This window comes from Burkholderia sp. RS01, assembly GCF_039748055.1.
Lineage (GTDB): Bacteria > Actinomycetota > Actinomycetes > Actinomycetales > Micrococcaceae > Arthrobacter.
On sequence record NZ_JBDLAK010000004.1, the window covers coordinates 50,610 to 77,343 of the forward strand.

Genomic DNA, 26,734 nt, shown 5'->3' on the forward strand with positions numbered 1-26,734 from the left:
CTTCATCACCATCGTTGTGGCTGTCGCATGCGTGGCAGTCCTATGCCCGGAGGGTTTTTTGATCAAGAAGAATATAGCCATAGCCATTAGCATCGGGGCTCTGTCCCTGACCGGATGCAGCATCGCTCCCACCTCCCAGAAAGCGGCAGCCCCGGCGCCCGCGCAGGCGGCGACGGCCGCCACAGTTGGCGCGTCAGCCCCGTCGTCGGCGGGCCGTGCATCAGCTACTGCCGCGAGCACGTCCGCCGAGGCGAAGGCTGTGGCCGCGAAGGCCAAAGCCACCACGCAGAAGGCGGCGGCAGCACAGAAAGCCGCCGCAGCACAGAAGGCCGCAGCAGCGGCCGCCCCTGCGCCTGCAGCGCCGGTTGCCAACACCAAGCCCGTGACCGCAGCTCCGGCACCCGCCGCAGTACCGGCCGCCGCGCCAGCCGCGGGCACCGCCGCTGGCGCAGCGCAGGCCGCTGCCCCGGTAAAGGTGGCCCCCGCCTCTACCCCGGTGGCGCCCGCCGCAACTCCGGTGGCGCCCGCCGCAACCGGCAGTGGTACGCAAGCTGCCACCGTTCGCGGCTGGGGAGCCGTCGTCGCCGGCGACGAATTCTCCAACACCGGCGCGCCGGACCGCACGAAGTGGGGCGTCTACAACGGCACAGGCCATGCGGGCAAGGGCGTCCGCAGTCCGGCGGCCTGGGCGGTTGCCAACGGCGTCGCAACGGTCAGCGGCAACTCAGCCGGTACCACCGGCGGCATGTCGGCCAAGTTTGCGAAGCAGAAGTACGGCAAGTGGGAAACGCGCATGAAGACGAATGCACGGGACCCTCAGTACCACCCCGTCCTGATTCTGTGGCCCGACAACAGCGACTCCAAGTGCGCCGAGATTGACTACGCTGAGGGCACGTCCGACACAGCGCAGATGAAGTTCTTCCTGCACTACGCCTGTGGCGGCGGAAATTTCCAGACGACGGCAGCAAAGGCCATCGATACCACCCAGTGGCACAACTATGCGGTGGAATGGACCCCGGCCGGCATCACCGGATACATCGACGGCGTGAAGACCTTCACTGACACGAACCCGGCACACCAGCCGACGGGCACCATGCACCAGACGCTCCAGCTTGACTGGTTCCCGACCGGCGCCCGCACTGCACCCTCGCAGATGCAGGTCGACTGGGTGCGCGTCTACAAGTAGACAGCACCGGGGGCACCCCGATGGCGTCAGAATGCCACGACCACCGCAGGGCGGCCGCAACACGCGGCCGCCCTGCGGTGCTTCTCGTTAAGGGCGCAGTGGGCTGTCTTCGCGAAACTGCGCGGCCCGCAGCGTAGGTGTCCGTCCCGACCGGCCATGGCCGGGCGCCGCGGCGGGTGGGAGACTCAGGTTCATGCGTGAACTCGTCGTCCTCGGCACCGCTTCCCAAGTCCCGACGCGTACGCGGAACCACAACGGGTACCTGCTGCGCTGGGACGGCGAAGGCCTCCTCTTCGACCCGGGGGAAGGCACGCAGCGGCAGATGATCCATGCCGGCGTATCTGCGAGCCCGGTCACCCGTATCTGCCTCACCCACGTCCACGGTGACCACTGTTTCGGACTGCCCGGCGTGCTGTCGCGGATGGTGCTCGACGGCGTGGCCCACCCGGTCTACCTGCACTATCCGGCCTCGGGGGCGGACGTCGTACAGGCACTGGTGTCCGTCGCCCCGCCGGGCCTCGACCTGCGGATGCTGCCGCACGGAGGACGCGGGGAGATCGCGCCGGGGCTGGAGGTGCTGCCGCTGCGGCACAGAGTCGAAACCTACGGCTACCGACTTATCGAACCAGACGGACGCACGCTGCTGCCGGAACGTCTGGCGGCGGCCGGCATCGGGGGCCCGGCATCAGCCAATTGCAGCGCGAGGGTATCCTGCGTGGCGTGCGCCTGGAGGACGTCAGTGTGCCGCGGACCGGGCAGGGTTTTGCCTTCGTCATGGACACCGCCCCGTGCACAGGTGCCGAGGAACTCGCCGACGGCGTCGACCTGCTGGTGGCGGAGTCGACCTTCAGCGACGACGACGCCGATCTCGCCGCGCAGTACGCTCACCTGACCGCAGGGCAGGCTGGCGCGCTGGCGGCAAGCGGCGGCGTCGGGACCCTCGTTCTCACCCACTTTTCCTCTCGCTACCCGGACGTCAGCCGGCTCGCCGAACAGGCAAGGGCGCGCGCAGGTGGGGCCGCCGTGGCAGCGAACGATCTGGACTGGATCGCGCTTCCCAAACGCGAGCGCGCCTCCTCGTAATGCTCAGCCCATCAACTTCCGCACGCCGGTGACGGATCGAACAGTCAGCCGGAAGTCAGCTGAGCGAAATGACGAGGTACAGGGCAGCGAGCGCCAGCGCTGTTGGCGTCATGACGAGCCGCTCGGGCTTGCTGCGGGAGATCCCGTTCAGTATGACGCCGAGGATGAAGTAGGCGGTCAGCAGACGCGCCCGCAAGTACTGAACCTCAGACGTACTTGCTGAACCAGGCCAACGTGTCGTTCCAGGCGGCGGTGGCCTGCGCCTGGTTGTAGCGCTCTCCGGTGTCGTTGTGGAACGCGTGGTCGACGCCGGGATAGACCTTGAGTTCGTGGCGGACGTCAGTGGCGTCCAGGGCGTCACGGAGCTTCGGCATCGGGCCAGTGATCCTGTCGTCGAGTTCGGCGTAGACGCCAAGGACCGCCGGCTTGATGGTCGGAACCTTGTCCAGATCGGGCGCGGGTCCGTAAAACGCCGAGGTTGCCTTCAGCCCGGTCAGCTCCGTCGCCGACTGCCACGTGATGCCGCCGCCGAAGCAGTAGCCGGTCATGGCGATTCGTCCTGCGTCAACGTAGTCCTGTGAGTTCAAGTACTCGAAACCGGCCCTGAAGTCGGAGACGTGGCGCTGCGCTCCTGCTTGGGTCAGCGCACCCGGCACCGCATCCGGATCGAGACCGGCGGTACCGCCTTCCCTGCTCAGCAGGTCCAGCGCGAGCGCCGCATAACCCTCTTTGGCGAATCGGCGGGCCACGTCCTGGATGTGCGGGGTCAGCCCGCGGTTCTCATGGCACACCAGCACGGCAGGCCCCGGCTTATTCCCTTCGGGCCGGGCGAGGTACCCGCTGATGTCGGTTCCGCCCGAAGGGAACGTCACGGTCGCCGTCACCAGGCCTGCGGCACCCTCCGGAACGGACAGCGGGCTCTTGGCTCCCGGAACCGCACCTGATGATGCCGTGCCGGTCCCCGAAGCGGAGGTGGACGGCGCCGGTGTCGGCATCGGGTCGGTGGCCCGCGGAACCTCGTTCGGCGAGCACCCGACCAGCGTCATCGCGGCCGCTGCTGCGGTCATGCTCCCGGTTATGAATGCCACCCGTCGCGTGAACGTGCGCTGGCTCATGGCGCCGGCGCGGTAGTCGTCAAAGAATTCCTCGATCAGGTACTTCTCAAACTTGCCAAGCTGGGTCATGACAGGCCTCCCGGAGTTTGGCCACATCCTCCTCCGAAGTCCGCCGGCGGGCAAGAGACTCGGTGGTCAGCAGTTGGGCGAATCGTATTCGTAGGCGCCTGAGTCAGCGTCGGCGGTTCCTTGGCAGTCCCCGTTCTGGGGCACCGCACCGCCGTCGAGGTCTGTCAGCGAACTGCTCACACCTGCACGGTCAATAGCGGGGCTGGTGGCCGTCAGATGCAAGTCCGCCGGGGCGTTGACGAAGCCAGCCGGTGCAGCTGTGGATGTGCTGTTCAGTGTGAAGTTCCTGGGCCCGTTGAGGACATTTTGCCGTTCGGTCCAGCCTGAGCCGTTGATCCACAGCGAGTTCTTGACGCCGACCAGGATATTGCCCCGGATCACGGTGGAAGCCGGGCAGGAGGCGTGGCAGACCATGGCTTGGGAGTCCGGGCCGTTCAGGTAGACGGTGTTGTACTCAAACACCGTGCCGTTGGTTGGTCCGAATGACGTGGTGGCACCTCGGGCGATGAAGCCTTTGGCCTGGGCGCAGTTGGTACCGCAGGTGGAACGAACGAGGTTGTAGCGGTAGGCGTTGTTGTCCGCGGTGCCTGCGGAGGACCGTCCGAGTTCAGCGAACGAGTTGTTGTCCACGCCGATGTTGTGGTGGATGTTGTTTCGGTTGCCGTTGAAGATTTCGATGGCCCCGCCGTCGACCTTGAAGTCGAAGGATGCGGCCGCGGAACCGGAAACGGTGTTGCCGGCAACTTCGTTGTCATTGCCATTGATCAATATGCCAAAGGCGCCCGAGTCGTCACTGCAGTTAACCGCCTGCGGGGTTCCGCAGTTGGTGCCGGGGGTATTTACGTTCATGATGTTGTTGTTCGTCAGGGCGTTGCCAGTATACGTGCCGAAATCAGAGCCCGTGCTGATCTTCACACCCACTGCGTTGCTGGACGCGCTGGAATTCCGGAGAGTGTTGTGGTCACCGACGACGCTGTAGCCGGCATAGCCGCAGGAAACCGCTCGCAGGCCCTCCACAATGGTGAAATCGCCGTTGATACGGACACAGTTCCCGGATTTGCCGCCGGTCACCGTCGGCGCACTACCCGTTCCGTAGCTGTTCATCGTGATCGGCGACGCCGACGTGCCGCTTTGCGCGGTGACGACCCCTCCAGTAAATGTGTCGCCGCGGCGAAAACTGACCGTGTCCCCGGGCTTAAGGATGGCCTGATTGACTTTGGTGAGGGACTTCCAGGGGGTGGCGGCGGACGTGCCTGTGTTGCTGTCGCTTCCGACGGCACTGACGAAATATGTAGTGCCGGCGGCAGAGGCCGGCGAGGAGATACCGGCAATCATGCCGACGGACAGAAGGAGGGACATGAGGATGGCTGTGTACAGCGGCTTGGCTTTCATGGGTCACCTTGTAGCTTCGGGCCGGGTCCGCCCCCGCCCCGTCAACGAGGCAGTGGGGGCGTTCTCAACGGGCGGGCGGATGTGAGGACATCAGAAAGTGGACTGCGAGCACCCCAATACGGCTGAGTGGCAGGCCTGACTTTGAGCCTCAGTCGGATAGCCAGCCTGCCCCTTCTCCCCTGTGAAAATGCTGAAGACACATCGCGAATCGTCTGATGCGGTCCCCCAGCGGCAACCTTTCCCCAAGGAAGACACTGCAGAGTTTCCAGTGGCCGGCACGTGCCTCACTTCGGACAGAAAGGACGGCGATGAACATCAGGCGGACCACCCTGTCTGCAGCGGCACTGCTTGGAGCCCTGGCGGTGGCCGGCTGCGCCCCATCAGCTCCCTCCCCGGAGCCAACCTTTACCGTGACAGCGGCACCCCCCGCCGCGCCTGCAGCCCAGAAATTCACGGCAGCGACCAGCGGCAAGGTCCTGGCGGCCCGGATCTTGGCGCGTGCCCGCCCCAAGGATGCTGGAGTCAAGATCACGGGGATGGAGTGCAAGAACTTCCCCAATATCAGAGTGGGCACACACACCGATTGCCAGGTGATGGTCAACGGCGGCAAGCGCGGCTACCTCGTCACGTTCACCGAGCGCGACGGCCACTACGTGGTCAAGCCGCAGAAGCTCACCTGGTAGCCACGGGAGCGGAGCGGCAACCTATGGCGGCGAGTGGCGGCGCTGCCGGCTGCGTGAAGGCGAACTGCAGATCAGGATTCCGACCACGGAATGAACGGCGGCGCGGTCTCAAACCATGCCCTGCCGTGCCGGTACCGGAAGGCCGGCCCCGTATAGCCGGCCGAACGGAGATCGATAATGTCCTGCACCCCTGCCTCCGGGCGTCGAGGCTTGGCCCACCACGGGCCGTAGTCTGCCGGATCGGTTTCACGAGCAGGAGGAACCTCTGGAAAGTCTGCGTCGATGCGTCCGCGGATTTGCCGGACGGGAATCCCGGCAAACGTGTGCCCGGCAAAACCGTAGAGGAGCTGGCGTCTGGCGTCCGGGTCTACGTATTCCGGCAAGCCGGAGCCGGCGTCCCACAGCCAGGTTTCCTCAGCCCGGGCGGTGAATTCCCCGGGCGTGAGCTCATTGATCCGATCGATGCCGTGCAAGGGGCAGTAATCGGAAGCGGGTATGTCTTCACCTTCCATGAGGTCGTCCTCGGAGTCTGGGAAGGACCGGCGGAATTCTGCCAGGCAGTTACAGCCGGGAGCTTCCGCGACGTCCATGGGCACCTGCCCGGCGTTGTTCCGGGCGTAGGGCCACCATGACACCGTGCCGACGCCAGATGGGATTTCCCAGACCATGCGCCGTCCTACGCGGCCCATCGCGAACAATCGCCAAGCCTGCTTGACCCCGCGTGAGCCGTGTGGATAGGCATCAGCTCCAGCGAGGATGACGGGTCCGTTGCCAGTCGCGCATTGGTTTCTACGTCGAGACGTTCATCTCCGTACTGAAGCTTTGCGCGCTCCAAGCCCTCGAAGATCGATGTTACTGAGGCCGACGTTGCCGACGGCTTCGCCGCAAAGCTCGATTGCCAGGTTGATTGCGCGGTCCGGCTGATATGTCAGCGCGCTCCCAATGAATTGGCAGCCCAACCGCGTGCAGTCCGTCGCCGCTGACGCACTGGTGCCAATTGAAATAGAGACGGCCGGCCCCGCACGTTTCACGCACAGGGCCAGCCGCGGGAATTACCAGAGGGCCGGAATACTTACAAGAAGTGTAGATTGCCACGCTACTTGGTCCCCAGGGCCGTTCCCCTCCCCCGCGTTCACGCCGGGGCATGAGCTCGGGCAAATCTTATCATGGTCAAAATAGTTGGTCCTTTATACATCGGACCCGGACAATAGTCGGCCGGACCGGGCTTCCCAAGCCGCACTGCCACCAGGAACCGGCCCCTCAGGCATCCACTCCGACTCGACATAGCCGCGGTTATCAGTGATTGACGGGTTCAGATCGAAAAGGGCGTCGGTCCTCGTAGTTGCACGACGCCTGCAGCAGTCCGGTGGACTTCCCAGAGTTCATGGCGCCGTAGCGGAAATACAGCTTGGCCAGGGTGGTCCTTTCGACGGCGGCGTCGTCGGTTGTACGCACCAGCGTGCGGCAGGGCTGGCCGGAGTCGTACGGTAGCCGGATGGAACGCTTTACAGGCTTCATCGCGGGTCTGGGCACCAGCGCGGGGCGCCGGCTGGTGGTCGGGCACTGGATGGACTCGCCGCTCGGCGCCTTCACGGACGTCATGACCGAGGACCGCGACGGGCTGCGGACGCTGCTGGCCCCCAACCGGGCGGTCGCCGACTATGTGTCCGCGACCTACCGCTTCGATGAGGTGGTGGTGGCGCCGCTGGATGCCAGCCTGAGCCCCGCTGGGGAACGGGGCGCGCAACCGGGGGACGAACCCGGGACCGCCGCACTGGTCCTCCGCGTTTCCGGCGGCCCGCTGGAGCTGCGCGCCGACCTGGGCCCCGTGACGGCGCTGGGCCGGATGCTGCAACTTGTCCCCGCCCGGATCGCCGTGCACCCGGTGTGGCTGACGGCCGTGAACCGCGCCGCGGGGATCCTGCTCCCGGGGGTGGCCACCGCCGACTCCGCCGGAGGCGGACGCCGGGAGTACTATGGCGTGCGCTCCATCCGTGGCGTCGAGCGCGCCGCGGCGAGCTGGAACGGGGCCGACCTCGGGCCCCTCGCTCCGGTGGACCCGCCCGTGCGCTTCGGCTTCAGCTCCTTCCCCAGCACGCCGCAGGCCGTGGCCGTCACGACGACGATCCTCCCCGCCCGCCGCTGAGGCGGGACCGGTAGCGGAAGTGGGTAGCGGCGTTCGTTGCCGGAGGCAACAAGACCTTTCCTGCTCAAGCTCGGGCCTTGCCCGCCCGCCAGCCGCACAAGACCGTCCTTCACCACGGCACTCAACCGGCGGAAAACGGACGCTCATAACGCTGCGTTGCCGAGACTCCCGGATGGGGGGCTGCCCCCGGTTTAGTTGGGTCGACACTACTAGACGGATGGTGGGCAGGCTCCATGCCCTCGACGATTCGTGACGTTTTCGCGGACCCTGATCGTTCGCGTTAGGACGCCACCGACCGACCAAAGACGCCGATGGAACAGTCATCCTTAGTCGCGTTGCGCACTCTGACGTCTATGAACTTCCGCCACTGCTTCTTGTGTTTTGAGTTCTGACTCAGTCTGGCGGGCGCAGATCCGACAGCCACAATAAGCTTCTCGCAGGCCGCCGCCAGCTGACGCGTGCGAGCGTTGAAGAGGCTGTCCCCAGCGCCATCACTCATGAGAATGAATCCGGTCACTCCCTGCAGCGAGCCCCGAAAGAGTCGCATCGACCCGGCGGCACCGTGAGAAGTCACGAAGGTGGTCTGATTGGCGAACTCGCTGTTATCCGGAGCGGAGATGACACGCAGGTCACCGTCCTTGAGGTATCCAATTACGCCGTCGCCAACATGTGCACCAAGAAACTTGTCGCCAGAAACCGCAACGCCGAGGAAGGTCGAGGCAAAATCGTGAACGTCACGACCGTGTCGTTCGGCGAGCATGTTGACCTTGGCGAGAAGTCGTTCTAGGAGCTCGATCTTGATCTGGCCGCCGTCGACGCTCGCGACAAGCTGTTCGAACTGCTCGACCAGCGCGGCGCATCCTTCGTCTGCCACCGCTTGCGCGCCAAATTCGGAATGCGAAGCGGACCCAGCGCCGTCAGCTAGACAGATCGCTTGAACGCCGCCGCGTGAAAGGTACTGAGTCCGATCCTGACCGCGCGTTCCGTCAAGCTCATGCCCTCGGCCACGCACCTGATGATGGAACTCATTGAACACTTACAACTCCGCCCAGCCAGCCAAGCCCTCAAGATCAAGCTTGACTGTGTCTCCAGGGGTGGACCTGGAGACACGGGAAACAGACTTCGACAGCCACTCGAAGAACTCCTTAAAGCTCAGGCCTTGGAGCCGAAGCGGCAGACGGTTCGGGCTGAATCGGGCCAGCACATTCATGTCGGCATCAGCCCCGATCCCGATCGGGAATACTGTGAGCTTCTTCTGGGCGACAAGTTCCGTCACGCGGTGGACTGCGCGTTCGAGTTCGTCAGGACGTCCGTTCGGCTTACCGTCGGTCATCAGAACGAGCCAGGGCTGGTAGTACAGGACACCAGCGTTGGAATAAGTGGACTTTCGCTTCTCGAGCGTGTCGAGGGCGAGGTTGACTCCCTCGCCGAGGGCCGTGCCGCCCGTCGCATCGATGGCATCGATTCGGTTTAGTCGCTCGATACTAGCGAAGTCCTGAATCAGGCTCACAGCAGAGTTGAACTCGACGATGCTCACTTCGGCGGCGTCGTGGGCGTCGTCATCTTCGTCAATCGCGTCGTAGAACAGGTTGACGCCCTTGACAAGCTCGCGGATGTTGTCTCCCATCATCGATCCGCTCGTGTCGAGGCAAAGCGCGACGGGGACGCGCGGAGTCGGGTTCTCGACGAGGTCGTCGGCGCCGATGTTGAGTGCCATGGGATTACCTTTCATTTGATGTGAGCGCTTAATAGTGGATCAGGAGCTCAGCCACGTGACGAGGCGCTGCCAGAAGCTCTTCTTCGGCGGCGCGGCTGAGTTAGCGGAGGAGGGCGACGAACTCGGGGCTGTGCTCGGCGGGCGCGAAGCAGTCGATCGCAGTGGACATGGTTTCTTTGTCGCGGTCTGATGAGACTTTGGAATATCGAGCCCTTTGGATCGGAACCACCGCTCGTGATCGAAAGTGATGAAGGGCTGGTGACACTCGGCACAAAGCCGCGCCGGGTTGAGTTCCGCTGCCTTCTTGACGCACGCAGCGCAGCGCCCGTAAGAGAGTTCGGTCTTCGCTGTCAATGTCTTGCAGTCCTTGCACGAAACCGGTTGACAGTTTGAGCATCGACCATCGACCAGGTACGTCTGGGCAACTTCCCTGTTGCAGTTCTCGCACGTCGCGTAGTTGCGCTTGCGGTTGCAGTCCCAGCAACGACCGTCCTTCAGTGCGTCAGCAGGCCTTGGTTTGCCGCAGTCGGCGCATCTAGATTTGCTCTGATTGCAGTCGTAGCAAAGGCTGGGTTCGTAGTAGGACTGGCTCTCTTCGTCCCACCTGCCGACGATTGCGCTCGGCCGCTTACACTGCGGACAGTCGCAGATGGGTGTGTCAGGACGGAATGCACGGAATCGAAAAGGGTAGACATCGTTCGACATAGGGTCGAAATCGTCGTTGCCACCGAAGAAGTCGCGGTATTCGCGGAATGCCGCGAGCCACTCGTTCGCTGTCGGGCGACGATCGAAGCGCGAGCCGCCCTGGCGCTGGAACGTGTGCCAGAACAGGCGTTTGATTTGAAAAGGGAGGTGGCTCCACATGAACTTCCAGTTCCCCTCGGGCTGGTCCTGGTCGGACGCTCCCTGGAACTGGAATGCGAACATTCCTTCCTTGATTAGGGCTGCAAAGTCGCCACCATCAGCTCCGGCGCGCGCGTAGGGGAACTGACCCGTGATGAGAATCATGAAGAGCATCGTTGCGATCGCAAAGCGTTCCTCCTCGACGGTGCGCAGCGCGTCAGCGTAGTCGCCCGTGATCGTGGACGCCGTGAACATCGCGGTTCCCACGGGGCAGGGGTACCCTTCCACTTGCCATGAGTCGGCATCGATGATCCAAACGTTCTTATGCTCGTCAACCATGAGATTCTTCGGATTGATATCACCGAGGAGGATGTTCAGCGAATGCAGGTAGGCAACCTTTTCCAGGAATGAGACGCAAACATCTACGAGGTCTGCTTTGGTCCAAGTCGGATACATCCTTTTGAACCGAGCAGGACGCATGATCGTCGCCTGGAGCTCCTTCCCAGTCGCTCGGGGCATGGCGTAGCCAACGAAGTCACCGTCACCATTTGTGATGATGTGCGAGGGAAAGCCAATGCCTTGCGTTTCAAGTTCGTGCGAAAGAAGAAGTTCGAGCTTTGCCTTGCGATGTTCGGTTCGATGGTCCTTATCGAAGATCTTGACAACCTGACTGGGATTATCTCGCACGGCATAGACCGACCCCTCACCGCCCTCGCCAACCAAGTCGCCCAAGACGAGCGCATGACGCGAATGCAGTGACACTGCGATCACCTGGTCACCCGACTTGGGGATGACGGCGTCTCCAAGCAGCTGATCCTTCGGCTTGAGCGTCGTCACACGCTTGAAAGCTCCGTCCGCTCGTTGCGAAGCGGGCCTCGTTGCCGCCCTGGTGTCGCGCCTGCCTCCAGGCCTCGCGTCGACGTCGGCGACGCCAAACGTGTGCTTGAACTTGTCCAGCAGAGGCGCCAGCGCCTCCACTTCGGCATAGTCTTTGGCCTTCGCAAGCCCCTCATCGACGTGCCGCGTCATCCGCGCGAGCTTTCTAGCGCCACGTTCGTACAAGTCCTGGTCGGTATCCACTGCAATCCGACCATCCACATCTACTGTGCCTGCCACAAGCTGACGCTTCGCCTCGGCCGCGAGCAGTCGGATGCGCAGCCGCAATGTGATGTCGTTGGTCAGCAGGCACATGTCGTACCGGTCGCTGAAGTGCGTGAAGAGATCGACGAATAGGTCGTCTGCATAAGGGTTCGATCCGTCACCAAGGTCCTTGCGAATGAGTCCGTGGGCTGCCGCGGACTCCAGCGCCGTGAGCCATTGGCCAGCACGACGCACTGCGGCCGCGCGCTCCTCAGTGAACAGCGAGACATCCAGGCCGCTCTGCTTGGAGAGTTCATCGATCACCTTGGACGGGACGACGATGCCGTTGCCCTTTCGGATGGCGACATCCTTGCAACGCTCGAAGAGCATCTTCAGACCCGCTGAGCGTGCAGTATCGGTGTCCATGAAAACGTTCGTATCGATGAAGAGCCGGCGGCCGGTCTCGACGAAATCCTCAGGCGCAAGAACGGATGCGACGAGGTGTTCCGCAGAGCGTCGAGTCGGGGTTTCACCAATCGGTGGGCGTGGTGTTGGCAGATGTCCTGTCGCGGGCACCAGTGGCCGTGGATTCGCCACCTCACTCCTCTCCTTGACCGCTAGCGCGGAACGTAACGTTACTGTGGAAGCCGGCGGCCGAACGAGAAGAGAACTCGGTGAGCAGTTCTGCCGCCCTTTCCTGGCTCACCTGACGGGCACGCTGGAACGCAACCAATTCTTCGGCGGGGATGCGGTGGTGCGTCCCAACTTTCACAGCTTCGATGCTGCCTGATTCGATGAGCTTCATGAGCGTCGCGCGAGAGACACCGAGCAAGGTCGAAGCTTCTGTGGTCGTGTATAGCTCCTTGACGGGAACGACGACGGCACCCGATCCATGCTCCGATTCAAGGAGTCGCAGAATATTCTCTGCACTCCCGCGCGAGATCGTAAGGGTTACTTGTACGTGATCGCTAGTCCCTCGGAGCGCGCGGCGTAGCACGTCGATCGAGTCTTCTTCCTGCCCGGCCATGCCGCCTCCATTGCCATAACTGCCCCTAACTGCTGTAACTGTAACATATGTGCTGCATCTGCAGAGGGTGCGGCGAGAAAGTCTGCGAAGCATCGCGCACTTACTTTGCATGAGCAATCGCAACGCCAGAGAAACCCCACCCGAAGCGCCAGTCACCCTTCCGCGTCATGTGGACGTCTACAACGACAGGGACGTGGACCTGGTGGCCGCCAAGTGGGTGGCCCAGCGCAACCACAACGGCCTGTACTCGCACCTGAAGCCGGCCGCGGATGTGTTCAGGGAACGCATGAAGCAGGCAGTGCTCACCCACGACGACCTTGAACGCGGGCAGCTCGAGGAGTTCCGCAAGACGGCGGCCGCGTTCACCAAGGCGTACGACTTCTTCTCCCAGATCATCGACTACGGCGACACCCGCATCGAAAAGCTCGCGATCTACCTCAAGCTGCTCGCCCGGACGATCCGGCCCGAGGCCGACGAGGGCGGTCTGGACCTGGCCGACGTCGTGCTCACCCACTACGCCCTGAAGAAGCAGGAAGCCGCGGACCTTAAGCTCACCGACGGGGACGGACCCGGGCTCAAGGGCGTCACCGCCGCCGGGTCCGGGGTCGTGCGGGAGAAGAAGAAGGGCACCTTCGGGGAGCTCATCGAGCACATCAACAAGCTCTTCGAAGGCGTCGGGATCAGCGACGAGGACCAGATCAACGTCATCTCCTCCGTCATGCGCCACGCCGAAAACAACGAACAGCTCCAGCGCGAGGCCATCGCCAACGGACCCGTCGACTTCGCCGCCTCCCCCACCCTGCCCGAGGCCATCGAGGAAAACGTCTACGTCGCCGGCGAAGGCCACCAGAAGGCCATCAACGCCCTTCTCGAGATGGCCGACAACGGCGGGCTCGTCGACGTCCTCCTCCGCGGCGGGCTCCAGCAACGCCTCCGCGATCGAGCCCAGCAGGAAGCCGCCGAGGTCGGCTGAGTCTCCCACAATGCAGGAAGGCCCCGACTCCAAAAGGAGCCGGGGCCTTCCTGCGTCGAGCCCAGTGCAGACAAGTGTGAAATCTCTTTGGCCAACTATCTTGGAATCTCACACCAGGCCACCGGGAGGGGGCTAACCGAGGCTAGTCACGACTAAGTCGCGAGTACGTTTTCAAAAGTCGCGCAAACTCTGCAAAAGTCGCAACTAGACATTCAAGTCACAGCAACTAGACGTTCAAGTCACAGGCATCTCACGATTGGCAACCTAAGGACCAAAGGACCAATCAAGTCGGCTTAGGTCCAAATTACTTGCCAAAAGGACCAACTAGGCGTATTGCCCAGGGAGGTTGATCAACCGGCTGACGGGTGGTTTGTTCCCGATGGCGGTGTGGGGCCTGTGGTGATTGTAGTAGTGGATCCAGTCCGGTAGCGCGTCGCGGCGTGATGTTTCCATGGGGTAGAAGCCCCTTCATGGACAAGCTAAGTGGTCCTTTATGACCCCGCGCCCTTTTGCAGCCCTGATGCCGCCGCTGGGTAGCGCCACCTCAAAGGGACCTAAGTCGCTCTATATGGCGGCGCTGTTCTTTGTCGTCCTGTTTGACGTGAACACTGACCAGGACACAGTTGCCGTCTGGCTTGTAGTAAACGCGGCCCATGTCCTCGCTGCCAGCGATCCCGGTAGCAAGCTTGGAGACTTCTCGCCATCCGCGCATGCCTTCAAGATCCTTCCCCACGATCTGCCCCATATCAATCTGCACGAGTGCCCGGAGCACCGACGCGGGTGCGTCGATATTGGCCAATACTTCGACACTGTCGAGAACGAAGGAAAGCCGCGCAAACGCCGTGTCCAGGAACCCCGGAACGCCGCGACGAGGCGCGACATGAGCGGCAGCAGCTCGACGGCGCTCTCGTTCCTGTCCCCCGATTTCTTCGAGCCTCTCCTGAAGGCCGGCTAATGTCGCCTCCAAGGTCAGGATCCTTGAATTACTTCGCTCTGCCTCATTCCGAAAGTTTGCGAGACTGTTGTGGAGATCGGAGTTTTCGGCCAGAGCAAACTCGAGAAATTCTTCGGTCTCCGACTGCTTCGCTATGAAGGCCTTTGTGTCGGCTGTGTGCTCCGGGGCGCGGCCCAACTCGACAATCTGAATGTGCAGGGATTTTTGATGCTCCAGCGCCCGATCGAGATCTCCCGCCAGTTTGGATTCGCGGCCGGTCGCCGCCTCCAGCCTCTGGCGGAGGAGTGCAGCTTCGCTCTCTGACGCGTTGAGGCTGGCTCTGAGGTCGACCGTGAGTTCCAGCAGTTGCTCGACCTGAGCTGCGAGGTCCTCAATACGCGTGATTACCGGGGTTGGTGCAATATCAACAGTCAGGGCGGCCGACGTGGGCGAGAATACCGTCGAGACTCGGGACATGACATCGTCATGGGTTCCCTGTTCCCGGAGACGGGCGAACCAGTCATAGAACTTGCCGTCACTCGCCGGCCGGTGGCTGACATCCCATCGCTGTACGGAGACGCCTCCCGCTTCCAGTGCCTCGACGACGGCGGCCGCAAGTCGCTCCGAGGCGTTGAAGACCAGGTAGTGACCAAAGCGATTAGTCTCAATGTCCCACTCACCGCGGAACCCTCTAAACTCCTGCTGCGCTGCCGCGTCATCGATTTTCGGCGCATACGGGACAGCAACGCCGGCGAAGAGGAACCGGTTACAGTCCTCGACCTCCCACGAGGCTCCAGAAATGTTGACCAAGTTGTCTGCGAACACCGGGTAAACTGCTCCGGCGTAAACGATGCCGGCGTACCCGTCCGGGGTCAGCCGAACGGGCCGTCGAACGGATTCCTCGACAACGGACGCGCCATCCACTACGCGTACAACGACTTGCTGTGCCGCCATCCTCAGGCCACCGAGGCGCACCTACAAGCAGGGTCGCCCCACTGACGCTTACAGACTGCACATGGCGTGTAGTAGAGATGTTCGATAAGTTGCTCTCCGGTGGCTTGGTCTGAATGCCTCGAAAAGGCCGAAGGGTTGTGCTGATACAACACGTCCCCGGGAACCAGCCGTGTGTCCTTCTGGTCTGCAACGTTGGCACGGGCTACGAGACCGTCATTTGGCACCCAGACGTCCATGTCGGCAACATCGACGGGGCCGAGGTCATTGCTTCCAGGGAGCCCGATGCCAAACTCCAAGTCGAAGTAAGATGCGCCAGCCTGGTCGCCGTGCTGCTTGGACATGGCACTGACAGACAAAATAAGGTCGTCATCAACCTCGACTTCGAGTTCGAGTCGCTCGACCAAGGGTGGTGCAGTCTTGTCCACATTAATGGTCACGATGCCAAGCGACGTTCGAGGATCACTTGCTTGAGGTTGTTCGGCAAGCTCGGAGGGCGCCACGATGGAGAACTTCGCTACGCCGTCAGTCGGGTCCGTGCAGTACAGGTGGAACCGTTCCCGGCGCACCTCGCCATCAAGTGGCATCGCGGTTCCGGCCCGTAAGAGTGGAAGCCTCGACCCACGTGCCATTTCCAGCTCAATCTGCTTTGCCAGGACCAGCCGCTGCGAGTCATGGGCGATCCACGCCGCTCCTTGGGAAACAAGCGTTGCACTGTTCCCTGGGACGAGGACCCGCTCCGGCCCGAACAGTTCGTGCAACCGGCTGCGGATGCTGGGCATCGCAGCCATACCACCCGCGACCAGGCAAAGCGACACCTGGGCGGGAGCCATGCCGACACTTTCTAGCAGCGACTCAATTTCTCGAATGCCTGAGGTCACGAGTGGTCGGGTGATCCCATCCAGTTCCTGCCGGGACAGTGAATATTCTAGTGTAGTGCCGGAGACGGGGAAGTAGCTCGGCCTGTAGAATGTGACGCTGGCTCGCTCTGAGAGCTCGATCTTGTTCCGTTCGGCGTCTTGCAGCAGGCGTAGTCGTGCGTCTCGGGTCGGCTGGTCCGATGCGGAGATACCCTGCTGAACGGAGAACTTAGCGACTACCTCGTCGCGGATGACTTCATCAAACTTGTCGCCACCCACGTTGTCCGTCCCACCGTTGCGGAGTTGAAGGATGCGACCGGGTTCGATTCGGCACAGTGTTAGGTCGAGTGTTCCGCCACCCCAGTCAACAACAAGTACATTCCGTCGCATGAGTCCCCGGATCTCACCTTCAGGGTCCGAGGCGCCGCGCAGGTGGCCGTACAGCGCGGCGAGCGGTTCGTGAACGAACTGAGCCACGGACATTCCTTCCCGGGCGAACGCCTCACGGAGGGCCGCGCGTCTCGGGCCGTTCATATTCACAGGGATAGTGACTACTGCGCGATCCAGCTCTCCCAAGACTTGACGTTGGCGGCTTTGGCGCGACTCAGTCCGGACATGTCGAATCACGTCCGCAACGATGTCGACAGGGCTGCGGTCGACACCACCGACGCTGACGGCCTCCTGCCCTAAGAGGAACTTCGGCGAACGCACGGTGTTGCCGTAGACCCCAAGCCCGACTTCCTCTAACGCATGGCGCGCTTCTCTGCCAACGATAACGTCCTCGCCCTCGTAACGGACAACGGAAGGATGGGGGCGGCCCTCCTCATCAAAGACGTCGATAACGCGATCACCGACCACCACAGATACCAAGCTGTTCGTGGTTCCGAAGTCAAAACCTACAGTCACTGCACCCCTCCATCAAGATCTTTGAGGCGCGTGACCTCACCGGTAATTGCGCTCAAAGCCCGGTCAACGAACTCCTCCGCCACACCTGTGCTTCCATTGCGTAGCGCGTGAAGTCCGTCGCTGAGAAGCTCGACCTGGGTTGTTAGTCGCCGGATAACCTGCGTTCGGAGTGCTTCGTAGTCATCGACATGGTGGCTCTTGTCCACTACACGGCTGCTTTGCTCTGCGGAGAGTCGTTGGGACAGATGATTGACGTCTGCGACCAATTCAGCCATGCGTTTTCTCGCATCCTCCAGCTCAGCCGATTGCTTTTTACTGAAAGCTTCGGCCTCTATGGCACAGAGTTCTTGCGTCCGAATCCGAGCAAGTGCGTTGTCTGTCTCTCGCTTCGATTCACGTAGACGAACTTCAAAGTGCCGTGACAGCTGGCTAAAAGCGTCGGTATTTCTGGCAGCTACGAGCATTGCAGCTGCTTTGGAGGTGCTCCGCACAGGTTCCGCGTTCCAGAACAGTGCGGTCATATCCTCAATAAACTGATCTGCCGTTCTGTGTCCATGGAGAACGTGGAAAAGCTCAACTGCCGTGACCGCGTTCCATCGCAGCCGCTCCCGCGTCGCTTCACTGAATTCGGACGGCACTTTAAATCCGAGTGCATCGAACGTGAGTGCCTTAACCGCCTCATTCACTTCATGGGCAGTAAGAAAGTCTTGGGCCTGCGGCTCAACCAGCCGTTCCATTCGCCTCTTAAAGAGCTTGTGGCTCCCGAAAGCCACCAAAACCAAGTCCAGGATGTGACGACGGACACGCGGCTCCGCACCAAGCTCCGCCACGGCGCTTAGTAAACTGAGCGGCACCGCAAGGAACGGATCGTCAGCGGCCAATCGCTGAACAGTGTCAATCTCAGCTTGCTTGGCGTTGGGTTGCAGGGAAAGCTCCTGCAAGTCCCGGCGCACAAGGCTCAGTTTGCGACCCTCTTCCCCGTACGCGAACTCAATTAAACCGAGGACAGTCTTGGGCCGCTCCTTTTTCTTGCTGCTGCCCTGACTACGCGTCTGCGCCCCGGTCTTCTCCCCACCGCCCTGACTACGCGACTGCGCCCCGGTCTTCTCCCCACCGCCCTGACTACGCGACTGCGCCCCGGTGGCCGTGGAGTCCTGGTTCGCGGTCGAGTCAGGGGCCTCCTCAGGCAGAGCCCCTTCGGATGCGGTGTTTGTAGTCACTATTTTGAAACTCCTTGAAATTGAACTCGTTCTCGAAAGCCTGCGTACCAGCCCTCGGTGAGACGACTGTGGCGAAGGTGTTCTGCATGGTGCTTGGCTGAGGCGATGTCCCCTGCAGCATATGCATGCTCTGCAGCGATTATGTGCAGCTTGAAAGCGTCGTTTGGTCGCTGTGCACCTATGTTGGCCGTCAGGTCAGCAATATCGCCTACTGCGGTGCCGTCAAGCGGCAGAGCGCTCCACCCCAGGACTTGTTCGATCACTGAGTCGCTGAGCGCCGTGTCCAAGCTTGTATGCGACGACTGTGACAGATCGCCGGGCATCCAAATTTCCCCCTTTACAAGCGCCTGAAAGCGGAGCGAAACTTCGGCGACGCGTTGACTCTTAGTCTTGGTCATGGCGCGTTCAAACTGGTTGTAGTGGAAGGCAACTATGCCGCAAATAGCCTCAGCTGGCGGACGATCAAAACTTCCCAGGACTCCCACAGCCTGGTCGTATTTGCCCTGATAACCACCGCCATCATGCGATTCGTCGCGGACTCCTAACTCGGTGACACCTTCGCGGGCCAAGACGCCGTATAAATAATTCGCCAGGCCGGAAAGATACCTGCCGGACGTCGGGTATCGTTTCGAGCGCATAATAAAGTCGTCGATGGCGCGAACACTCAACTCACCTCCGTCGATCAACCGTGCCAAGGCAGCATCCACGCCATTGAGATCGTCCTCATCAGCGAGGGTGAACTCGAATTGGAAGGACTGAACCACATCTCGGTTCGCTAGCGTCACATCGACAACGCCACTTCGCGTCGACGACAAGACCTTGGCAGCGCTGGCAGCGGATGTACGAGCGCCGTTTAGGGTGATCGTTTCAGCGCTGCGAATCGCCCAATCTTCAGCCGCCGTCTCGCCGGTAATGGTCAGGCGGCTCCTGCCACATTCCCGTCCCTTCAACACCAAAACGGGCCGCTGTATGCGATGTCCCTCAAAGGTATGCACCCGCAGGTCAGGTTCGGTGGAGAATTCCACACCACATGTCAGGCAGGGAAACAGGTCCGGCAACACACTAACGAGGTGGCCAGTTCCTTCTCCTGTCGGCTCATGAAACTCCATGTATCCGGTATGCCAAAAACCCATGCGTCCCCCTACCTGTCGCCGACCGCGACCGCGATGTATCCGGCTGGCAGTTTCTTAGGCATCGCGGGCACAAGACTGCAGCCGATGACATTTATCGAATCAACGAGACCCGGGGTGCGCCATGGCACACGGCATCCTTGCTCGGCGACGAACCCACCCACGCTTTTCCCTTCCGACGACCCCCAACGTCGACCAGCCATGGCTGGGCAAGCCGTTTTGATATTCCGCGATCATATCGCTGTTGTGAACCGCACAACCGACGCCACGCTCCGAGAACCTGCCGGCGAAACAGAGCGTCATCATTGGCTGCCGATGCCGCCTCTCCGTGCATGTAAGTGGCAGGTTCGGCGCCTTTAACGAGGAGGAGATGAAGCCACCCCGGCCCCTTCGGTCAATGAGATTCTTTGCAGGGGTGGAGGAGCGAGGCAACGGTGGACTTGGCCATCCTGCTCAGGTGTCGCCCTAGGCTGACGGGTCTTCCTCGTGTCGCAACTCTAGGGTGAGTTGATCGGCAGCGGCGAACTCGCGTACTCGGAGTTGAACGGTCCGCTTGCGTATGACGTCTTCCGATTTTGAGGAGGCAAGAGTCCCGAATGGGTCTTGCACGGCTCTCACGAAGGGTGGAGCGTTTTCGAGATCGGCGCGAAGATTGCCGACGAGGTAGAGCCAGAAGTGATTTCTTAATTCTCCCCCGGCCGTCTTCCACTCGTTCCAACTCATGGCTTGAACTTGTGCGTCGACTCCGGACGACTTCAGTTCAATCATTCGATCGATTGAACCACCTTGGATGGTCAGAATGTCGAAGCCGGGGTAGAGCTCGCTGATGCCCTGCTCAGCGAGCTGGTCAAACACTTGGCCGACCACGGTGGACTGTTCGATAGCGGCTACGATCATCTCCGGCGAGCTGACGTCGACGATGAGCACGTCCGCATTCTCAGGGGGCGTCTCTCCTGGGAGTACGACGGTCTTCTGCCCGACGAATCGTCGCTCCTCAAATCCGAAGGTTATACGCATGCCAAGACGGTCAAGTTCGTTCAGGTCGGTGCCGGCGGCTGCCCTTGGCGCGCCTGAAGAATCACCCGCTTGGTCGCCATGTCCGTCACCTGCGGCTCCGGGTTGACCGTTTCTTCCTTGGGTCTCGTGTTGGAGACCTGTTCCCTCGATGCGGGTGAGTTCTCCGTCTATCAGGAGGTCCTCGAAGCGGTGCAGCGGGATGCGCGGGGCGGCACGGGTCGCCGCGGGAAGGGTTCGGTCTGCGTGCCCGGTGGCCGCTTCTGTTGACGCGCCGTCTGTCGTGTCGAGCTCGTTGCCTTCTGCGCGGTTTGCCAGCTGATCGGCCTGATAAGCGCCACCTCCGAGATCGGCAAGGTCTTGCTGCACCTCCTCCAGCTTCTCCGCGGCGCCGGCCAGATCGAGCAGTTGCTGTCGCTGCGCGGGGTTCGCGTTGATGAACGATAAGAAGGTCTCGACAGTGTTGACCTCCAAAGTCTCCGCAAGCGCCATAGCCAAGGTATGAGCGTCCTCCGCTATCGGAGGCCAGGCAGGGCCGGACCAGACGGCGAAACCTTGAAATCCTGGTTCCTCGGAGCGCCGCACGTGGTACGTCCGCTGGGGAATGTCACCGAGGTTCTGACCGCGGAATGAACAGCTCAGACTGAGCGACTCCACGGGTTCCAACTTCTCAGCGAATTCAGTCAAGGCTCGTTGGTCGGCCCTACTCCGGTCAGCTCGATCGGCACTGAGGCGGGCGAGTAGCGGTGGGATCAGGTCTCGGAGTCCTTGGCGGAAACTGCCGAGGCCGGATGCTTCAAGAGCAGTCTCGCCCGGCACCGCCGACCACTCCAACGCGCTCTCAAGGAGTGGGGTTCCGAAGAGCTCGCGGAGCGGACGAAGTGCTCCCGGCTCGGCCTCAAGAACGAACAACGGCACCTTGTCCTGCACACCGCTCCGTTCTCGGCTGCCTGACACCGACGCGTACACGACGTCTCGGGCGGCGAGGAACTCGTACCCGCTCGCCGTGCGCGCGGCGAGCGGGGTGCCACTGAGTGGCACCCCTTTGTTCACCGTGCTGCCGACCAGGAGTTCGAACATCTGGCGGTAGATCGGCCGCAGTTCTGAGCGCAGTGCCTGGTCGGTGATACCCGACGGATAGATGTGCGAGATGCGTACGCAGAGATCGTGTGCATCCTCGACAGTGAACGCGGCCGGAGTGAGCTCGCCGCGGACTTGTAGTTCGTCGAGGCAAGCGCGGAGTGTCGACGTCGGCACCCCCGTCGGTTGTTTGAGGACAGGAAGGTAGTCGTCGGCGTCGCGCCCACTGCGGCCCAGACGACGAACGAGCTCCTCGGATCGACGCCAACTTTGGTTTGGACGCCGCGGGCCATGGCTCGTGGGGCAAATCGCGTGGTGACGAAGTCGGTAGAGCCATAGATCTGGGCCAGCATTGACGAGTTCTTCCGACGTTGCTCGCGGTGGAGCCGTGCGCGACGACGGCCATTTGCCGGCTCCGACGAATGCCAACTGGGCTTGGGTGTGGCGGGCGTAGGTGTTCCAGTTGCGAACGAGGTGGTCGAGCAGCTTCTCGGCCACGTCGTTGTCCCTGCGGAGGGCGACCCTGGCGATCTCATCGAGCCGATCAAGATTGTGAACCTGGTAGAGATAGTGATCCGTCCGCTCCCACCGTGGATCGGACGAGAGTGCCCCGACGAGATCCGCTTGGTATTCGGACCAGACCTTGTCCAGGCCTGAGAATGCCCAACCACCAGGGAGACCGAGACCCTTCGTGTTTGTCCACCCGGTCCCCGTGTCGTCAACGTCGTGAAAGTGGATCAGTCTCAAACCGCGGCTGACTCCGAGCCAAGCGAAAAGGTTGCGCCACCGATCATCGACGGTCGTCTCAAGTGCTTCGTCGGTGTCGTCATCGAGGTCGACTTCTCCCTCGTCGGGATCGATTGCCGCTGGACTCGCGTCGTCTTCCTCGTTGACCCCGATGGTGGACGAGAACTCGGCGAACACGTCAGGCGATGCAAGGAATCGGACTTGCATGACCTCGCCCGCAGCGGCCATCGCTTCAACGATCGCCTCGACCGAGTCATCTCCAACCCAGTCTCTTCCGAAGTAGACCTGATGGGCCGGTGCCCAGGTCAGCTCGCCGGTGGCATCGGCTCGACACGGAACGTCAAGGCGGCTGAGATTGAAGAACGCTCGGTCCGAACCCAGTCGGCCCATGGGGAGGGGCTGGTCGGGTTTGGTGGTTTTTCCGGCCAACCGACAGATCGTGGCGAGTGCTTCGATGGTGCGGTTTGACTCCCGCAACTCGGCATCGGCCGCGGCGGTGCGCGTGAGACCTGGGAGGACTGCGGCGCGCATGACCTCCTCGAAGCGGAACTCTTTGATGTCGAAGAGCGCGTCCCAGGCCTTCATCTGGCGCTCCAGGACCGACCTCTGTTCGGTCCTGCCGAGGGTGCCCCAGCAGACCGCATGTGCGAGGAACTGCAACTTACGAAGGGGAAGTTTCTCTGCGGAAGAGCGCGGCGGGTAAAACGCACTTTCACTTTCCAGGGTTATCCGCCTGACGGTGCCATCGTCGTTCTCGCCGACAGGGAAGACCGGTTCCAGCCGGGCGCTTTTCTCCAAGGCCTGTCGATCCGCCGCGCCAGATCGTTCCCAGAGGAGCGCGCAGAGATCAAGTACAGGGTCAACCCGATAACGAGGGTCGGGGCCTGGTCTTAACGCTGTCTTCCCTGTGTCGAGGTTGTGCGCGAGGGCGCGTAGTGAGTCAATCGGGCTGAGTGCCACTGACCCGTAGGCCGCACACACCCTGGCAAGCGATCCTTCACAGAACTCGGGATCAGGGAATTGTCTGCCGTTCACAACGCAGTCCGCCTTGAGCAGGTCAGCGAAGTCGGACCCCTCCGCGTCGAGATCGGGCGATGGAAAAACCGCCTCATTGAGGGCGAGTTCATTCGGTCCTGATGGCAGGAAGCGGGCACCTGTCATTGCGCTAGCAATGGCCTCGGCGAGGAGTCCGCCGGCCGACCCGGCGTCGCTTTCGTCTCGATCCAGAACTCGCAGGACGTAACGTGGGCCACCCTCGGCAATGAGGTGAGGCATGAGCGTCTGCACGAATGTCTCGGCTGCGCGGCGTACGAGATACCCGTTGTAGTTCGACGCGGTGTGCGTAACTTTAACGTGCTGGCGGGAAAGATCGGTCGTGAAGGCGCCGTTGACCAGTAGCGAGCAGGATAAAGGCTCCTGTGTAGGCAGGAAGACGTGAAACCGGCGGTCTTCCGTCTTGATCTGGGGGTCCTCGGCATCCCGGACTGCGACTGACACCTCGGTGACGTCCACGCCTTCCCATGCGGGCCCGGTCAAGCCATCGCGGTGGTCGCCGATGCGCACGTTGCCGTCGTGAGCGACCCAGTAGCGGTCACCCGCACCTTCCCGGTTGACCAAGTCGACTCTAAAGAGGCCCGATTCGGTCAGGCCGACACACCGCTCGACGCCAGCGGAGGTCACTCGGTGCCTCTCCAAGAGCCACTGACGGTCTGACTTCTCGCTGGAGGTCGCAACCTCAATGACCACTTCTTCAAGGTGCTTGAGAAAGAGCACGCTGGTCATCGGAAGGTTCAATAATTGATGCGCGAGTGCTGCCTTCTGTTCGGAGCTGACGCGTTCGTGGAACGGGAATCGAAAGGCGCTGTGATAGCCGGCTGCACGGAGCTCGTCCCAAGTTTTGTGCACCTCGGCGATCGCCCACGGGAACCGCATCGCCGGCACCCCGCGGACCTTGCCGCGGTCATACTCCTTCCAGAGCAGAGACACCTGCGCTTCCGCCTGCTCCCGTCCCAGTCGGAAACTCACCGTCTCTGAGTAGGCCTCGGGGCTGTCAGTGATTTCGAGGACCGACTTGAAGCCCAACCCCTTATGACCGATGCTGGCACGCTTAGGACCGTCTGACTGGGCCTTGGAACTGGCTCCAAGGCCGCACAGTCCCCGAATATCGGCCTCGGTGAAGGGGCGCCCCGTGTTGGCAACCCACAGCTCCTCATCGGTGAGTCGAAACAAGGCCCTGTCCTCGGCCCTCGTAACGCCACCCAGTGCGTCATCGGCATTCTGAAGGAGTTCGTACACGAGACGCCCGCGATAGTCATGGGCGACTTGCGCCTCTTGGCTGACGTCCTCCTGGAGCCGGCCCTGTGACTCTCGGTACACAGCGAGGTTCTCACGGCAAATGCGCTCCAGGATGTCATCGGGCGGGGTCGTCGTCGCAGTCACGTAGTTATTCCACCACATGGGTCCGACAAACCGCCCAGCACTTGATCAGCGGCGGCAGCAGATCCGGGCCGTAGACCGGCGGCCGCCCAGGTCTGGGCTTCACGATCTTCAGGACCAGGGCCTCGCGGGCGTAGTCGCGGTGCAACCGGTCAACTCGACCAGCTCGTTCAGGAGCCGGCTCTTCCCTGCACGATCGGCGCTCTGGTGGGCGAGGGCTTTCTTCTTTGTAACAGCCTGGCGCTGGCCCATCGTTAGCTCCATGAAAGCGCGCACAAGCCGAATCCGCCGCCACCGCCGTGAACCACGCCGCTACGCGGAGGTTTTCAACCGAGGCAACGAGTCCGGCTACGCGGAGGTTTTCTATGAGTCAACGGGTTGTCTTGCCGCTATGGTGTGTGCCGCAGTAGCATGTCGAACGAGCGCTCATTAGGACCGGGACCATCGGAGTCGACGGGATCCTACGGGGCGTCGAGGCTAATGCCGACTTCCCCTGAGTTTCGCACGAAGGGGAAGTGTGCCCAATTCGACATGATCAGTAGACTCGGGGAATGCTTGCGACCTACCGGCTGCCCCTATTAGACGCTCGGAGCTTTGCCGCTGACGAGCGCGTCGCTAAATCCGTGATGCTCCCCCGAATGTGGCGGGATGGAGACTTTGTTCGGGGAATGGGTAGAGTCACGAAGCGCCCCAGCAAAGCCATTGAGCGATGGCCACACGAAAATGCTTTCGCCGATCTCAATCGGACGCTGACATTTCCGCCATTCGAAGTACAAGCCCTGAATCGTCAAACCGAGCACTGTCATGTGTATGCAATTCGAAAGCGCGCATGGCTCGCCCTTCCTGGGACAACTGCACTATTGGACGTTGACCTTGGTTTGCGGATTGATCTGGTGGGTTCGGGTGGGCAGGCCTACCCCCGTAGTGGACAGTTCGATCTGGAGGAATTGTTTGACCTGATCGCCTCAGGAGCCACCCTGCCAGTACACCTTCGTTCAGACGAACCCGGGCGTACGCACCCCCTCTTCAAGCTGGGTAAACCGCTCGCGAGACATTATGCGTTGAGTACGTCAAATGAGCGCGGGGGTGATCCGTTGGTCGACTCCGGGCTGATGGCGGTCGTGGTGGAGGCGCCGGGTCTCACGGCCCTACTTCCCAAATCCTTCCGCGCCAAACGAATTAGAGGGAGCCAGATTCAACTAGCTAGCCGCGATGTGACGCTGCCGGATGGGAAAAAACTACGGGTGCACGTGCTATCGAGCGAGTGGGGCGCGAAGGCTGTCCGTAAGCGGATCCGAGAGTTGCGAATACACCTCCTGCGACTGCACTCGGCCTCGGAGTTGATGGGCTGTATCGCCTCCTTGACACAGCATTCCCTGCCGATTGCCGAAAAGAAGGGGGAGTATGGCTTTGACGCGCTGCAGTTTGCGCTTCGTGAATGTGTGAAATCCCTGCAGGATGACAAGGCCATCGGAGACGCATCACCAGAGTCCGTGCTCCGCGCAGTGTCCTCGAGAACCTTTGGTGACGACCTTCAGCTAAAGTACGAACGCATGCTGGGGGCGATGCGCCCGAAGGTTGGTCGCGAGATCAACCGGTTCCTTGAAAGCGTGCTCGTGGACAAGCAGCCCACCGTCGGCATGGAAAGAGCCAATCAGATACACCAGCAGGCTCCAACGACCAACCACCACCATTACTACGAAGGCGTTAATACGATGAATTTCCAGTTCCATGGCCAGGTCACCGCCGGCGCGATCGGCCCCGATGCAAAGGTCGAGATCGGTGTATTCGGCAATGATACGAAGGTAGAGGGTGACATCGTCACCGCGGATACTTTGACCATCGGTAACAAGGAGTTCGATCGCGAGACTCTCCTGAAGGAACTCATCCAGCTTCGTGATCACTTCCGGGCAAGCAACGACGAGGGTGCTACTGAGGCCGCGGATCAGCTAGCCCTGGCCGCAAGTGAGGCTGAGAGAAAGAACTCGAGCGGGATGATTCGACTCCTCAAGAGCACCGGCACTTGGATCGCTGACGCCGCTGGGTCGATTGGTGCGGGTGTAGCTCAGGCCGCAATTCAAGCAGCTATCGGCCTCTCCTGACATCTAAACCAACCGTGTAAGGGGCATGCATCGGGCAGCA

The 26,734-nt window shown here is 61.8% G+C and carries 20 protein-coding genes and 1 pseudogene; 6 read left to right on the forward strand and 15 right to left on the reverse strand.

Annotated elements, in window-relative coordinates:
• The first annotated feature begins 58 nt into the window (after positions 1 to 58).
• Together ABFP37_RS05310 and ABFP37_RS05315 are read left to right on the forward strand one after the other, a co-directional pair.
• The gene (locus tag ABFP37_RS05310) at positions 59 to 1,186 is read left to right on the forward strand and encodes a glycoside hydrolase family 16 protein (RefSeq protein WP_347032934.1); all 1,128 of its coding nucleotides are present in this window, start codon (positions 59 to 61) and stop codon (positions 1,184 to 1,186) included.
• Between the two features lie 720 nt (positions 1,187 to 1,906).
• Positions 1,907 to 2,269 carry an MBL fold metallo-hydrolase gene (locus ABFP37_RS05315; RefSeq protein WP_347032935.1) on the forward strand — a complete coding sequence of 121 codons (363 nt, stop codon included), beginning with the start codon at positions 1,907 to 1,909 and terminating at the stop codon, positions 2,267 to 2,269.
• A 55-nt stretch (positions 2,270 to 2,324) separates the two neighbouring features.
• On the opposite strand, the gene ABFP37_RS05320 is transcribed toward ABFP37_RS05315, so the two are convergent.
• From ABFP37_RS05320 to ABFP37_RS05330, 3 genes are all read right to left on the reverse strand, one after another.
• A complete protein-coding gene (locus ABFP37_RS05320) occupies positions 2,325 to 2,465 on the reverse strand; it encodes a hypothetical protein (protein WP_185982418.1) in 141 nt (46 codons plus the stop codon).
• Positions 2,466 to 2,475: 10 nt separating this feature from the next.
• Positions 2,476 to 3,453 (reverse strand): dienelactone hydrolase family protein, encoded by a 978-nt coding sequence (locus ABFP37_RS05325; protein ID WP_347032936.1) that lies wholly within the window; start codon positions 3,451 to 3,453, stop codon positions 2,476 to 2,478.
• 66 nt (positions 3,454 to 3,519) lie between these two features.
• Positions 3,520 to 4,845, reverse strand: a complete 1,326-nt coding sequence (locus ABFP37_RS05330) for a hypothetical protein (RefSeq protein ID WP_347032937.1) — start codon at positions 4,843 to 4,845, stop codon at positions 3,520 to 3,522.
• 308 nt (positions 4,846 to 5,153) lie between these two features.
• On the opposite strand from ABFP37_RS05330, the gene ABFP37_RS05335 reads away from it, so the two are divergent.
• Positions 5,154 to 5,528 carry a hypothetical protein gene (locus tag ABFP37_RS05335; protein WP_078028842.1) on the forward strand — a complete coding sequence of 125 codons (375 nt, stop codon included), beginning with the start codon at positions 5,154 to 5,156 and terminating at the stop codon, positions 5,526 to 5,528.
• 71 nt (positions 5,529 to 5,599) lie between these two features.
• Here the strand turns inward: ABFP37_RS05335 and ABFP37_RS05340 are convergent, their stop codons facing one another.
• Positions 5,600 to 6,196: a hypothetical protein gene (locus tag ABFP37_RS05340; RefSeq protein ID WP_347032938.1), complete on the reverse strand. Its 597-nt coding sequence runs from the start codon at positions 6,194 to 6,196 to the stop codon at positions 5,600 to 5,602.
• A 628-nt stretch (positions 6,197 to 6,824) separates the two neighbouring features.
• Positions 6,825 to 7,046 (reverse strand): hypothetical protein, encoded by a 222-nt coding sequence (locus ABFP37_RS05345; protein ID WP_347032939.1) that lies wholly within the window; start codon positions 7,044 to 7,046, stop codon positions 6,825 to 6,827.
• Here ABFP37_RS05345 and ABFP37_RS05350 point away from each other — a divergent pair.
• On the forward strand, positions 7,024 to 7,674 hold the full coding sequence (locus ABFP37_RS05350; protein ID WP_347032940.1) for a hypothetical protein: 651 nt from the start codon (positions 7,024 to 7,026) through the stop codon (positions 7,672 to 7,674). The genes ABFP37_RS05345 and ABFP37_RS05350 overlap by 23 nt on opposite strands.
• A gap of 280 nt (positions 7,675 to 7,954) precedes the next feature.
• On the opposite strand, the gene ABFP37_RS05355 is transcribed toward ABFP37_RS05350, so the two are convergent.
• Genes ABFP37_RS05355 through ABFP37_RS05370 form a run of 4 tightly spaced genes read right to left on the reverse strand, consistent with a single transcriptional unit; the run spans position 7,955 to position 12,341 of the window.
• A complete protein-coding gene (locus ABFP37_RS05355; RefSeq protein WP_347032941.1) occupies positions 7,955 to 8,710 on the reverse strand; it encodes a PP2C family serine/threonine-protein phosphatase in 756 nt (251 codons plus the stop codon).
• Positions 8,711 to 9,391, reverse strand: a complete 681-nt coding sequence (locus ABFP37_RS05360) for a VWA domain-containing protein (RefSeq protein WP_221385874.1) — start codon at positions 9,389 to 9,391, stop codon at positions 8,711 to 8,713.
• 39 nt (positions 9,392 to 9,430) lie between these two features.
• The gene (locus ABFP37_RS05365; protein WP_347032942.1) at positions 9,431 to 11,911 is read right to left on the reverse strand and encodes a PIN domain-containing protein; all 2,481 of its coding nucleotides are present in this window, start codon (positions 11,909 to 11,911) and stop codon (positions 9,431 to 9,433) included.
• A gap of 1 nt (position 11,912) precedes the next feature.
• Complete coding sequence (locus tag ABFP37_RS05370) at positions 11,913 to 12,341, reverse strand: helix-turn-helix domain-containing protein (protein WP_347032943.1); 429 nt, start codon at positions 12,339 to 12,341, stop codon at positions 11,913 to 11,915.
• 109 nt (positions 12,342 to 12,450) lie between these two features.
• On the opposite strand from ABFP37_RS05370, the gene ABFP37_RS05375 reads away from it, so the two are divergent.
• Positions 12,451 to 13,314 (forward strand): hypothetical protein, encoded by an 864-nt coding sequence (locus ABFP37_RS05375; protein ID WP_347032944.1) that lies wholly within the window; start codon positions 12,451 to 12,453, stop codon positions 13,312 to 13,314.
• Positions 13,315 to 13,638: 324 nt separating this feature from the next.
• On the opposite strand, the pseudogene ABFP37_RS05380 reads toward ABFP37_RS05375, so the two are convergent.
• The 6 genes and pseudogenes from ABFP37_RS05380 to ABFP37_RS05405 form a co-directional block, all read right to left on the reverse strand.
• Positions 13,639 to 13,746 (reverse strand): annotated as a pseudogene (locus ABFP37_RS05380) (integrase core domain-containing protein); the annotation flags it as partial.
• A 112-nt stretch (positions 13,747 to 13,858) separates the two neighbouring features.
• Positions 13,859 to 15,202, reverse strand: a complete 1,344-nt coding sequence (locus ABFP37_RS05385; protein ID WP_347032945.1) for a hypothetical protein — start codon at positions 15,200 to 15,202, stop codon at positions 13,859 to 13,861.
• Positions 15,203 to 15,204: 2 nt separating this feature from the next.
• Positions 15,205 to 16,965: an Hsp70 family protein gene (locus ABFP37_RS05390; protein WP_347032946.1), complete on the reverse strand. Its 1,761-nt coding sequence runs from the start codon at positions 16,963 to 16,965 to the stop codon at positions 15,205 to 15,207.
• Positions 16,962 to 18,185, reverse strand: coding sequence for a hypothetical protein (locus ABFP37_RS05395; protein ID WP_347032947.1), 1,224 nt, complete (start codon positions 18,183 to 18,185; stop codon positions 16,962 to 16,964). Before ABFP37_RS05395 ends, ABFP37_RS05390 begins: the two co-directional genes overlap by 4 nt.
• Positions 18,185 to 19,318, reverse strand: a complete 1,134-nt coding sequence (locus ABFP37_RS05400; RefSeq protein ID WP_347032948.1) for a hypothetical protein — start codon at positions 19,316 to 19,318, stop codon at positions 18,185 to 18,187. Before ABFP37_RS05400 ends, ABFP37_RS05395 begins: the two co-directional genes overlap by 1 nt.
• A gap of 462 nt (positions 19,319 to 19,780) precedes the next feature.
• Positions 19,781 to 24,595, reverse strand: coding sequence for a DUF3883 domain-containing protein (locus ABFP37_RS05405; RefSeq protein ID WP_347032949.1), 4,815 nt, complete (start codon positions 24,593 to 24,595; stop codon positions 19,781 to 19,783).
• Between the two features lie 548 nt (positions 24,596 to 25,143).
• Between ABFP37_RS05405 and ABFP37_RS05410 the strand changes: the two genes are divergently transcribed.
• On the forward strand, positions 25,144 to 26,694 hold the full coding sequence (locus ABFP37_RS05410) for a hypothetical protein (protein WP_347032950.1): 1,551 nt from the start codon (positions 25,144 to 25,146) through the stop codon (positions 26,692 to 26,694).
• Positions 26,695 to 26,734: the final 40 nt, after the last annotated feature.